At 68.9% G+C, this 11,819-nt stretch carries 11 protein-coding genes; 10 read left to right on the top strand and 1 reads right to left on the bottom strand.

What is annotated here, in order from left to right:
- Window positions 1-18: 18 nt before the first annotated feature.
- From IAE56_RS10440 to IAE56_RS10480, 9 genes are all read left to right on the top strand, one after another.
- Entirely contained in the window at window positions 19-1,377 is a 1,359-nt protein-coding gene (locus IAE56_RS10440) for a type II and III secretion system protein family protein (protein WP_200752497.1), read from the top strand.
- 69 nt (window positions 1,378-1,446) lie between these two features.
- Window positions 1,447-2,658, top strand: coding sequence for a fimbrial protein (locus IAE56_RS10445; protein WP_234456008.1), 1,212 nt, complete (start codon window positions 1,447-1,449; stop codon window positions 2,656-2,658).
- Entirely contained in the window at window positions 2,643-3,992 is a 1,350-nt protein-coding gene (locus tag IAE56_RS10450) for a CpaF family protein (RefSeq protein WP_200752499.1), read from the top strand. The genes IAE56_RS10445 and IAE56_RS10450 overlap by 16 nt, the downstream gene beginning before the upstream one ends.
- 1 nt (window position 3,993) lies before the next feature.
- Window positions 3,994-4,926: a type II secretion system F family protein gene (locus tag IAE56_RS10455; RefSeq protein WP_200752500.1), complete on the top strand. Its 933-nt coding sequence runs from the start codon at window positions 3,994-3,996 to the stop codon at window positions 4,924-4,926.
- Between the two features lie 28 nt (window positions 4,927-4,954).
- A complete protein-coding gene (locus tag IAE56_RS10460) occupies window positions 4,955-5,884 on the top strand; it encodes a type II secretion system F family protein (protein ID WP_200752501.1) in 930 nt (309 codons plus the stop codon).
- A 5-nt stretch (window positions 5,885-5,889) separates the two neighbouring features.
- The gene (locus IAE56_RS10465) at window positions 5,890-6,771 is read left to right on the top strand and encodes a Flp pilus assembly protein TadD (protein WP_200752502.1); all 882 of its coding nucleotides are present in this window, start codon (window positions 5,890-5,892) and stop codon (window positions 6,769-6,771) included.
- Window positions 6,768-7,250, top strand: coding sequence for a DUF3613 domain-containing protein (locus IAE56_RS10470; protein WP_200752503.1), 483 nt, complete (start codon window positions 6,768-6,770; stop codon window positions 7,248-7,250). Before IAE56_RS10465 ends, IAE56_RS10470 begins: the two co-directional genes overlap by 4 nt.
- Window positions 7,251-7,260: 10 nt before the next feature.
- On the top strand, window positions 7,261-9,408 hold the full coding sequence (locus tag IAE56_RS10475; RefSeq protein WP_200752504.1) for a TadG family pilus assembly protein: 2,148 nt from the start codon (window positions 7,261-7,263) through the stop codon (window positions 9,406-9,408).
- A gap of 99 nt (window positions 9,409-9,507) precedes the next feature.
- Window positions 9,508-10,212: a DUF2968 domain-containing protein gene (locus IAE56_RS10480; protein ID WP_200752505.1), complete on the top strand. Its 705-nt coding sequence runs from the start codon at window positions 9,508-9,510 to the stop codon at window positions 10,210-10,212.
- A 51-nt stretch (window positions 10,213-10,263) separates the two neighbouring features.
- On the opposite strand, the gene IAE56_RS10485 is transcribed toward IAE56_RS10480, so the two are convergent.
- Window positions 10,264-10,674, bottom strand: a complete 411-nt coding sequence (locus IAE56_RS10485; RefSeq protein ID WP_200752506.1) for a hypothetical protein — start codon at window positions 10,672-10,674, stop codon at window positions 10,264-10,266.
- Between the two features lie 203 nt (window positions 10,675-10,877).
- Here IAE56_RS10485 and IAE56_RS10490 point away from each other — a divergent pair, with 203 nt between their 5' ends.
- Window positions 10,878-11,702: an alpha/beta hydrolase gene (locus IAE56_RS10490; RefSeq protein ID WP_108769103.1), complete on the top strand. Its 825-nt coding sequence runs from the start codon at window positions 10,878-10,880 to the stop codon at window positions 11,700-11,702.
- Window positions 11,703-11,819: the final 117 nt, after the last annotated feature.

Genomic DNA, 11,819 nt, shown 5'->3' on the forward strand with positions numbered 1-11,819 from the left:
CCTGCCCCGAGACCTTCCATGACCGTACATCGCCCGCATCCTCGCCCGACCGCCCGCCAGCGATGGCTGGCCCTGCTGCTGGTGCTGCTGGCGCCCGGCACGGGCGTGGCGGCAGATGAGCTGGTGCTGCAGGCCCGCGAACAGCGTCCGTGGACGCTGCCGGCCGATCTCGAACGGGTGGCGATCGCCGATCCGGGCGTCGCCGACGTGGTGATGCTGCGCGGCCAGCGCCAGGCACTACTGGTCGGCAAGGCGCCCGGCACCACCACCCTGCTGCTGTGGCACAAGAAGCAGGGCGAACCGCAGCGACTGCAGGTGCGGGTGCAGAGCGCCGTGCAGGGCGCCGCGGATGCCGGCCGCAACGGCCTGGTGTTCACCCAGCAGGACCAGCAGGGACTGCTGCAGGGAAGCAGCGACACCATGCTGACCCACATGCAGGAGCAGAAGACCGCGGCCATGGCCCTGGGCAAGGACGGCATGCTGGCCGACGCCTCCACCATCGCCAGTGGCGGCGTGGTGCAGGTGGAAGTGAAGGTGGTCGAGTTCAACAAGACCGCGCTGAAGCAGATCGGCATCAGCTTCCAGAATCGCAACGGTGGCTTCGCCTACGGCTTCGCCCGCCCCGGCGGCATCCTGCCGGGCAACACCGGCGTGCTGCCGGGAATGACGGAAGGCGGCAGCAGCAATGAAGCAGAGTCGCCGATCTCATCCGCATTCCGGCTGGTGTTCGGCTCGACCAAGGGCCTGTGGAATGCCGACGTCGACCTGCTGCAGAGCAACGGCATGGCCCGCGTCCTGGCCGAGCCGACCTTGGTCGCATTGTCCGGGCAGAGTGCGAGCTTCCTCGCCGGCGGCGAGCTGCCGATCCTCGAGCCGCAGGGCCTGGGCACCACCACCGTCACCTACAAGCCCTTCGGCATCGGCCTGACCGTCACCCCCACCGTGCTGTCGCCCAACCGAATCGCACTGAAGGTGGCGCCGGAAGCCAGCGACCTCGACTACACCAACGCCATCGCCCTCAATGGCGTGCAGATCCCTTCGATCAGCACGCGCCGCGCCGACACCACGGTCGAGCTGGGCGACGGCGAAAGCTTCGTCATCGGCGGCCTGGTCAGTTCAACGGTGGCGTCCACGGTGAACAAGATCCCGATGCTGGGCGACCTGCCGATCATCGGTTCGTTCTTCCGCAACCTCGACTACAAGCGCCAGGACAAGGAGCTGGTGATCATCGTCACCCCGCGCCTGGTGCAGCCGCTGGCACGCAACACCGAACTGCCGCTGCCCGGCGACCGCGAGTCGCGCCCGCACATGCCCGAATGGGGTGCGTGGCTGCTGGGCCCGGTCAGCCAGGACCCGGTGCCAGGCTTCTCGCGCTGACCCGATGCTGCCGACCCCACGCCCATGCCCTACGCCACCGCCCAGCCACTGCATGCCACGGGACCAGCGATGAACCTGGTCCTGTACGGCATTGATCGTGAACTGCTGCCGCGGTTGGCGCTGCGGCTGCCGGCATCGGCGGTGCTGCACTGGCAGGACAGCACGCAGCCGACCTCGGCACAGGACCTGCAGCGGGGTGCCAACAGCCTGGTGCTGCTCGACTTCCGCCCGGAGTACGCGGCGTCTTCGACCGTGCTGGCCGAGCAGCTGCAGCAGGCCCAGCCCGACCTGAACCTGATGGCCGTGGGGGCCACCGGCACCGGCCAGGTGGAAGGCGTGGTGATGGCCCTGCGCGCCGGCCTGCGCGATGTGCTCGACCTGGACAGCGACAACGGTGCAATCGAAACCGCCCTGCGCCGGGCGCTCTCGCCGCGCACCGCCGCCGCCCCGCAGCCGTCGCACCGCGCGCGGTTCGTGCTGCTGCTTGGCGTCCGCGCTGGCGTCGGCACCAGCACCCTGGCCGCACATCTGGCCGTGCTCGCCCAGCAGCAGCGCAGGCACGCAGGCGACGATGCCACCGGAACCGACGGCCTGCTGATGGAACTGGCGCAGCCGGCGGGCGATCTCGCGCTGTACCTCAACCTCGACAGCCGCTTCCACTACGAAGATGCGCTGCGCAACGCCAGCCGCATCGACGCCACACTCGCACGTACCGCAATGGCCCGGCACACCAGCGGCCTGGTCCTGCTCGACCGCGCCAGCGGCAGCGATGCGGTGCCGCCCTCCGATCCCGGCGCGCTGCTGCAGCGCCTGCGCGGGGTTTTCACCAGCGTGCTGTGCGATGCCGGCGGTTGCCCGCTGCGCCAGCTGCCGCCGCTGCTGCTGGAACAGGCCGACGAGATCTGGCTGGTGGCCGACACCGCCATTGCCACCCTCGTCTCGCTCGACCATGCCCTCAAGCACCTGAGCGGACAGCGTGAACGCGAAAGCCGGCTGCAGCTGGTGGTCAACCGTCATGACGAACACAGCGGCCTGGCTCCCGAACAGATCGCACGCCGCTTCGAACTGCCGCTGCTGGCCACCCTGCCCGAGCGCCCGCGCGTGCGGGCCGCGGCCAGCCACGGCCATCTGCTGCTGCAGGATGCCCCGCGCGATCCGTACCTGCGCGCCCTCGCCCCGCTGGTGGCGCGACTGGACCCGGCCGCCGGCCCGGCCCTGCCGCCCGGCCTGCGGGAAAGACTTGCCCTTGCCCTGGGTGGAACGCCATGGAAGACAAAGTGACCCTGTTTCCCAATGCCATGGCGCGCGCCGTGCTGCCTGACAACGCACCGGCCAACCCGCCGTTCGCGCAGACCGAGCAGTACCAGAAGGTGCTGTCGGCCGCGCATGAGCACCTGCTCAACAGCATCGAAGACGAGCGGATCGACATCGACTCCTGGGCGCCGGACACCATCGCGCGCTGGGTGCAGGTGCAGACCGTCAGCTTCATCCAGGAGTGGCGCATCCCCATCAACGAGGAGGAGATGCAGGCCGTCGCCCAGGGGCTGGTGAAGGAGCTCACCGGTTTCGGCCCGCTGGATGACCTGCTGCACGACCCGACGATCGAGGACATCCTGATCAACGGCTTCAAGGACGTGCATGTCTCGCAGGGCGGCGTGCTGCGGCGCGCGACCCAGCGCTTCACCGACGACACCCACCTGCTGCGCATCCTGCGCCGCATCCTGGCCCCGATCGGCCGCCGCCTGGACGACTCCAATCCGATGGTGGATGCGCGCCTGCCCAACGGCGGCCGCCTCAACGCCATCATCTCACCATTGGCCGTGGACGGACCGATGGTGTCCATCCGCAAGTTCCGCAAGGATCCCTTCACCCCGGACGAGCTGCTGGCCAAGGGCACCTTCGACGCACCGATGCAGGCGCTGATCAAGGCCATGGTGCTGGGCCGCTGCAACATCCTGGTTTCCGGCGGCACCAGTTCGGGCAAGACCTCGCTGCTGAACGCGCTGACCAGCTACGTGCCGGAAACCGAGCGCGTCATCACCGTGGAAGACACCGCCGAGCTGTCGCTGAACCACCCGCACGTAGTGCGCCTGGAAAGCCGCGTGGGCGGTGCCGATGGCCATGGTGCGGTCGGCATCCGCGACCTGGTGCGCAACAGCCTGCGCATGCGCCCGGACCGCATCGTGGTGGGCGAGGTGCGTGGCGCCGAGGTGCTGGAAATGCTGCAGGCGATGAACACCGGCCATGACGGTTCGATGGCCACCATCCACGCCAACTCGCCACGCGACTGCCTGTACCGCATCGAGATGCTGGCCGGCTTTGCCGGCTTCCAGGGCAGCGAGGACAGCCTGCGCCGGCAGATCGCCAGTGCGATCGATTTCATCGTACAGATCGCGCGACTGCCCAGTGGCCGCCGCGTGCTGGTGTCGATCACCGAGATCACCGGCGTCAGCGACAACCTGATCACCACCCAGGAGATGTTCCGCCACGAAGTGCAGGTGGACGCGAACGGGGCGGAGGTCAACCGCTGGATCGGCCTCGGCTTCCAGCCCCATTCGCGCAAGCTGGAGCCGTTCCGCCAGCAGCTGCGCGAGTCGCTGTACAGAGACTTCTGAGATGGGTACCGCCGCGCTCCTGCTGCTGAGCATCGTGGCCGTGCTGCTGGCCGCGGCCGTATGGCTGTGGGGCACCGCGCACGGCCGCCAACAGCGCCAGACCTCGCTGCAGCACGCCGAACAGCAGCTCGGCCGCGGTGGCAGCACGCCGCTGCCGGCTGCCGATCCCGCGCGTGCCGCGCCCGCAGCAGCCAAGCGCGCCCTGCCCTGGGACGCTCTCCTGCAGCGCGCCGGCCTGGAGCCGGGCTGGAAGCTGCCACTGCTGCTGCTCGTGCCGGGCATCGTGCTTTCGGTCGTCGCCGTGCTGCGCCTGGGTACGCTGTGGATGTTCCCGCTCACGCTCGGCCTGTACCTGCTCGGCTGCGGCCTGTGGATCGTCCGCCGCACCACACGCCTGCGTGCGCGCCTGCTGCACCAGCTGCCGGATTTCCTCGACAACCTGGTGCGCCTGACCGCGCTCGGCAACAGCCTGCAGATGGCCTTCCAGACAGCCTCGGTGCAGACCACCGCGCCGCTGCGCGGGATGCTCGACACCACCGTGCGCTACGCGCGCAGCGGCATGGACCTTGACCGGGCGCTGGGCTTGGCCGCGCAGCCGTACCAGATGGACGTGCTCAAGGTGCTTGCCGTGGTGATCGGCGTCAGCGTGCGCATCGGCGGACGGTCCGACCAGATCCTGCAGCGCATGGGCGATTTCATGCGCGACCTCGAGCAGGCGCAGCAGGAACTGGCGGCGACCACCTCGGAAACGAGGATGTCGGCCTGGGTGCTGGGCCTGCTGCCACCGGCCTGCGCCGTGCTGATGGCGATCAGCAGTCCCGATTTCTTCCAGCCCGTGCTGCACGACCCGCTGGGCCACAAGGTGCTGCTGATGGCCCTCGGCCTGGAGCTGGTCGGTGGCTTCCTGCTGTATCGACTGGCGCGCTCGCTATGACTACGCATCTGTACCCGGGAGACCTGCGATGAGCGCCGCCACCTGGTGGATGCTGGCCCTGCTGGTGCTGGCCGCAGGCGTGGCCCTGCTCGGCCTCGGCGGCTGGGTGCGTGGCAACCGCGAAGCGCGCACGGCCGCGACCCTGCAGACCGCACTGCGCCCGCGTGATGCCGCACCGCCGGAGCCCGCGCCTGCGCGCGACTCCTTCGGCTGGCTGCAGCAGCTCGGCCAACTGTTTGCCGGTGGCCGCCTGGAAGCCGCGCTGCTGGCCAATGAAGACCGGCTGCTGCTCGACCTTGCCGGCTGGAACACGCGACGTGGCACCGCCATCTACCTCGCCCTGCGGCTGATGCTGGCCGTGCTGGTGCTGGTGGCCGCACTGGCAATGAGTGACGCCACCGGCGTGTCACGCCTGATGGTGGTCATCGCTGCGCTGGCGGCGGGACTGCTGCTGCCGAAGTTCGCGCTGTCGAGCTGGGTGGCGCGGCGGCGCCGCGCGGTGTCCAACGAACTGCCGCTGCTGATCGACCTGCTGCGCCTGCTGCAGGGCGTGGGTTTCAGCATGGACCAGAGCCTGCAGACACTAGGCGACAAGCTGCGCGATGCGCTGCCCGTGCTGGGTCGCGAGATCCAGGAAGCGAACACCGCCTATTCGCTCGGCCGCACGCGCGCGCAATCGCTGCGCCGCCTCAGCGAGGTCTACGGCGATGACGACCTGTCCAGCCTCGTGCAGCTGATCCTGCAGGTGCATGCGCATGGCGGCGCGGTGCAGGAACCGCTGCGGCAGTTCAGCGCGCGCCTGCGCGAACAGCGCCGCAACAGGCTGAAGGAAAAGGTCGGAAAGCTCTCGGTGAAGATGACCGTGGTGATGATGCTGACCCTGCTGCCGGCGCTGATGCTGGTGCTTGCCGGCCCTGCGCTGGTGGCGCTGGCCAATACCTTCACCAAGATGGGATGAACCTCATGCCTGCGCTTCGCCCCGCCTACCTGCTGTGCGCCCTGGCCGTGCTCGCCGGCTGCGCCTCGACCACCCCGGCCTATCGCCAAGGGCCCAGCCTTGCCGAGCCGACGCCGGCACCGCAGGACAGCCGCAACACCTACCTGGAACTGATCGCGCGCATGCAGCAGCAGGGCGCGTGGTTTGCCTCGCTGGCCCATGTCGATGCCTATCGGCAGCGCTTCGGCGATGCGCCCGCGTTGCGCCTGCTGCAGGCCGACGCCCTGCGCGAGACCGGCCAGGCCGACGCGGCCGCCGACATCTATCGCAGCCTCGATTCCGGCGCCCAGGCCGCCGCTGCCGCGCACGGCCTGGGCCTGATCGCAGCGCGCCGCAACGATGATGCCGCCAGCGAACTGGCGCTGGCGCGCGCTACCCGCCTGCAGCCGTTGAACACCGACTACCTCGGCGACCTGGGCTATGCACGCCTGCGTGCCGGCCAGCTGGAGCAGGCACGCGAACCACTGGCCAAGGCGCTGGAGCTGCAGCCGGGCAATGCCAAGGCGACCGCCAACCTGGCCCTGTGGGCCGTGCTGCGCGGTGATGCGGCAACGGCCGAGCGGCTGGCGGCGCAGGCCCAGCTCAGCCCGGACGTACAGCGCAGCATCAGCGAGCAGGCCCAGCAGATCCGCGCACGTTGGCAGCAGCGTGACGCCGCGCGCAGCACGCCGGCAACCGCCCCCGTTGCAGCGGCGCGCACCGCCATGCCCACCCGCGTGGCTGTGCCCGGCCGCATTGCCGCCGAATCCCCACGCGCCGAGCGCGACGATCGCCTCGTCCCGCGCCTGCCGCCGTCCATGCTTGAACGCTTCGGCAGTGCCGACCACCCCACCGGGAACACGCCATGACCGCTTCCATTTTCCTGTTCCACCCCCGCATGGCCCTGGCCGCCACATGCCTGCTGTGGGCTTCGGCCAGCGCCGCGCAGTCGCCGCAACCGCCGCTCACCGGACAGATGATGGGCGGCCCTCTGCCCGCAGCGCCGGCCCCCTTACACGCGCCACCGTCGGCACCGGCCCAGCAGCTGCCCACCGTGGATCTGACCGCGCCTGCAGTGGCGACGACTGCCTCCGCCATCAGCACGCAGGTCGCACCGCCGGCCGCCCAAAGCACGGCCGCCCTGGTGCCGACCGGCAACGGCGCGACCGTGCGCCACCTGTTCCAGCTGCAGGCCTCGGGCACTCAGGCCGGCGCCCGCCTGCCGATCCTCGGTGACCAGGCCACGGCCAGCTATGCGCGCTACCTGAAGAGCTTCGAGCACGAAATTCCGGAGTTCTTCGAAACCGACGTCACGCCCGCTTCCGGCGCATCCGGTTCCGGCCGCTGAGGACTCGACCATGAGCCGTGCGCCGCGCACCCTTGCCTTCCACCAACGCGGTGGCATGTCGGTCACCATGATGCTGGTGCTGGTCTCGCTGGTGGCGATGCTCGGCCTGGTGGAAGTGGGCTACCTGCTCTGGGCCAAGCGCGATGCGCAGAAGGTGGCCGATCTGGCCGCCCTGGCGGGCGCGCAGCGCCTGGACCTGTGCACGTCCGGCAACACCGACAATGCCGCCGCCCGCCACAACGCACTGCAGGAAAATGGCTTCGGTGGCCAGCTGGAGGTGAGCTGCGGCAACTGGAACGCCAACCACGCCAGCGCCGATCACTTCCTTGCTGCCGTCAGCGCGGAGAACCCACGCAATGCGGTGAAGGTGGTGGCGCATCGCAGCGTGCTGCCGTTCTTCGGCATCAATGCGCAGCTGCCGACGGTCAGCGCCCAGGCCGTGGCCAAGCGCACCGCGCCGTCCGCGGTGTTCAGCGTGGGCTCGCAGCTGCTGCGCACCAATGGCGCCTCGCCGCTGATGTCCACGCTGCGCCTGGTCGGCCTGGATGTAAGCAACGCCACCGTGCTGTCCTACGACGGCCTGGCCCAGGTCAGCGTGACCCCGTCCGGCCTGCTGAAGGCACTGGGCATCCCGGTGGAGGCCAACCTGAGCGTGGCAGACTTCAACCGCCTGCTGTCGGTCAACAGGATCTCGCTGGCACAGCTGGTCGATGCCACTGCCGTCGTGCTCGGCCGTGACAGCGTGGCGGCCGCGCAGCTGCGTGCGCTGGGCAGCCTGGTGTCGACCGGCCTGGACATCAACCAGGCCAACATCACCCTCGGCAGCCAGACCGGTGGTGGTGGCCTGTTCGCCGAAGTGATCGCGCCGGATGGAACCATCGGCAGCGCGCTGGAATCGAAAATCAACGTGCTGGACCTGCTCAATACCGGCATCTCCATCGCCAATGACAACAATGGCCTGCAGGTCCGCGGTCTCAACCTGCTCGGCATCGAGGCCAAGGCCGGCGTGATCGAGCCGCCGTCCATCGCCATCGGCGGCATCGGTGCGCGCGCCTACAACGCGCAGGTGCGGTTGATGGTGGACGTCGACAGCAACCGCGTGCCTGCCATCGGCGCATTGCTGTCGCTGCTGGGTACGCGCCTGCACCTGCCGCTGCACGTCGATGTCACCAACGCGATGGGCACGCTGACCTCGATCCAGTGCGGCGCCACACCGCCCACTGCCACGGTCAAGGTGGATTCGTCGGTGCTGCGGGCGTGCGTCGGCAGCGTCAATGCCGCCGATGTCTTCTCCAAGAGCAATGTCTGCGATGCGACGCTGCAGAACGCCCAGCTGCTGACCCTGCTCGGCCAGCCGCTGATCAACAACAAGATCACCCTGCCGGCGCTGACCGATAGCCAGAACCTGACGCTGGCCGCTGGTCAGACCGGCTCCACCCGGGTCAATCCGCTGGCGCTGGGAGATACGGTGTCAGGCCTGGTCAATGAACTGCTGCGCGTGCTGTCCGGCATGCTGAGCGGCCCCACCAGCGATGCCAAGCAGGCCGCGACGGCCCTGGCCGACCGCTACCTGACCGCCGCGCACGCCCCCGGTGCCCGCTACAACGTCGACAATGTCATTCCGCTGCTGATCAACGGAAATCCTTCCATCGAACTGAAGGGACTGGGAGAGTGGGCCGCGCCGAACGGCGTGCCTTACGCCTGCGGCCTGCTCCTGCTGGGCACCTGCTACGAGCCGGGCTCGGTCTGGGCTGCATACCGGGTCACCGTTACCGGCCAGGGCCTGGGTGCCCTGGAAGGACTGATCGGCGGTCTCACCGGGCAGCTGCTGGTGCGGCGCTGCGACAGCCTGCTGGGCAACCTGCTCAACTACAACAACTGCGTGCGTGACAACCTGGCGTCCTACATCCAGACCAAGCCCGGCGGATTCAACGACCCCAGTGCCGGTGGCGGCGTCACCGCCCCCGGTAACAACGTCAGCTGCTCGGGCCTGCTGTGCACGGTGCTCACGCCGATCCTGGAGATCCTCAAACCCGTGCTCAACAGCGTCGGCAAACTGCTGACCGACCTGCTGGCCAATCTGCTGGGCCTGGAACTGGGCCGGACCGACGTCAGCATGCAGTCGATCCAGTGCAATGCCGCCCAGCTGGTGTATTGAGTGCCGTCCAGTGCGGTTGGCGTCTGCTGCACCCATGCTAGACTCGCGGCGGGGAACCACATTCATTTCAACCACACTTCGTTCGTGGATGGTCTAGACATGCGAGAAACTTCAGGGGGCACCGTCTTCGCCCGGGATCCGCGCGGCGCGGCACTGCTGGCCATGGCCATGATCCTGGTGGCACCGTCGGCACTGGCAGCACGCGGCGATCGCGAAGCGGCGGCCGAACCGGTCCGCAGCGGGCCGGTGGTGCGCAATACGGTGGACGAACTCAAGCAGTTGATGGATGGCAACCAGCTCACCGAGCTGCGTACCACCTACAACGGCAACTACGGCGCCAGCCTGCTGTTCAACGCCAGCACCCTGACCTACTACGTGGCGCTGTTCCAGGAAAAGAACTTCTGGCGCGTCATCAAGACCGATGCCGTCGACAACGCCGAGCGCGTCTACCGCACCTTCGTGCAGCAGACCGAGCAGCTGGCCCAGGTCTACATCGATACCACCCGCCTGGAAGCAGGCAAGCGCTACACCGAGCGGCTGGTGTCGTACAACGAAGAACGCCTGCGCACCCTGCAGCAGGAAATGGAACAGCAGCAGGCACAGTCGGCCCAGGTCAGCGCGTCCCTGCAGCAGGCCCAGCAGCAGGCGGTCAGCCTGAGCACCGATGTGCAGAGCACCAACAACCAGCTGGACGCCCTGCAGCGCCGCATCCAGATCCTGCAGGCCGAACAGGGCAATCCGGAGCTCAGCCTGCCGAAGGCGGAAGCTTCCGGTGCGCCGGCGGCGGCCAGCGACGGCAACTGAGTTCCTGGCACTGCACCACACGCAACGGCACCTTCGGGTGCCGTTGCTGTTTCAGGGGGACTGGCAGGCCAGGCGCAGGGCGTCGTCCAGCTGCCGCCGCTGCTGGTAGTCCAGCCGACGCGCACGCGTCATCTTCCGCGCCTGCTCGCGGCGCGCCTGCTCGCAGCCGGCGGGATCCCGCGCGAGGGTGATCAGTGCGCCCTCGGCCCGAGCGCGACGGCCACGCCGCACATTGGCCGGCGCCCTGCCCGCCTGCGCCGGGCGCGCGGGCTTTGACTCACCCTTGCCTCGTGCCTGCGCCGTCTCGGCCGGCACGTCCCAGCGCCATTCCGCCCGCCCCTGGCACGGCGTCTGCTGGTAGATCGGGTGCGGCCCGTCCACGCATTTGTAGACATGGGTCTGGGCCAGCGCGGTACCGGCCAGCAGCCAACCCACGATCGCCCCCGACAGCATCTTCTTCATGCAGCGTCCTCCCTGGCAGAGCGGGCATCGTGGCCAGCATCGACCGCCCGCCGCCAGAGCGGAACGCGTCGTCCCCACCTGCGACCGCCTGCCATCCATCGGACACAGGCGTGCAAGCCGCGCGGCGGATCCTGCGCTCTACTGCCGGTACGCCGGCAGCGTCACCGCCGGTTGTCTTTCCCCTACCGCCAAAGGAACCCGCAATGAGCAACTTCGTAACCGTCAAAGATGGCGCCCGCATCTTCTACAAGGATTGGGGCACCGGCCAGCCGATCGTGTTCGCCCATGGCTGGCCGCTGTCGTCCGACGCGTGGGATCCGCAGATGCTGTTCATGGGCCAGAACGGCTACCGCGTCATCGCCCATGACCGCCGCAGCCACGGCCGCTCCAGCCAGACCTGGGACGGCAACAACATGGACACCTACGCCGACGACCTGGCCGCGGTGCTCGATGCGCTCGACCTGAAGGACGCGATCCTGGTCGGCCACTCCACCGGTGGTGGCGAAGTGGCCCACTACATCGGCCGCCATGGCAGCAAGCGCGTGGCCAAGGTGGTGCTGGTCGGCGCCGTGCCGCCGCTGATGCTGAAGACCGAGGCCAACCCGGCCGGCACTCCGCTGGAAGTGTTCGACGGCATCCGCAAGGGCACCGGCGGTGATCGCTCGCAGTTCTTCAAGGACCTGACCGCACCGTTCTTCGGCGCCAACCGCGATGGCAACAGCGTCACCCAGGGCATGCGCGATTCTTTCTGGCTGCAGGGCATGCTGGGCGGCGTCAAGGGCCAGTACGACTGCGTGCACGAGTTCTCGGAAGTGGACTACACCGAAGACCTGAAGAAGATCGACGTGCCGGCCCTGGTCGTGCATGGCGATGACGACCAGATCGTGCCGTTCGATGCGTCGGCCAAGCTGTCCTCGCAGATCATCAAGGACGCCGAGCTGAAGGTCTACGCCGGTGCCCCGCACGGCCTGACCATCACCCACGCCGACCAGTTCAACGCCGACCTGCTGGCGTTCGTACGCAAGTGATGCAACGCGGCGGCGCCCAAAAGCGCCGCCGCCCCTCCGGTAGTGGCGGGGGGGGGGGGGGGGGGGCCCCCCCCCCGCCGCCGCGGCGGGGGGGCCCCGGGGGGCCCCCGCGCGGAG

This window comes from Stenotrophomonas sp. S41 (assembly GCF_016624625.1).
In the GTDB taxonomy this organism is placed as follows: Bacteria; Pseudomonadota; Gammaproteobacteria; order Xanthomonadales; family Xanthomonadaceae; genus Stenotrophomonas.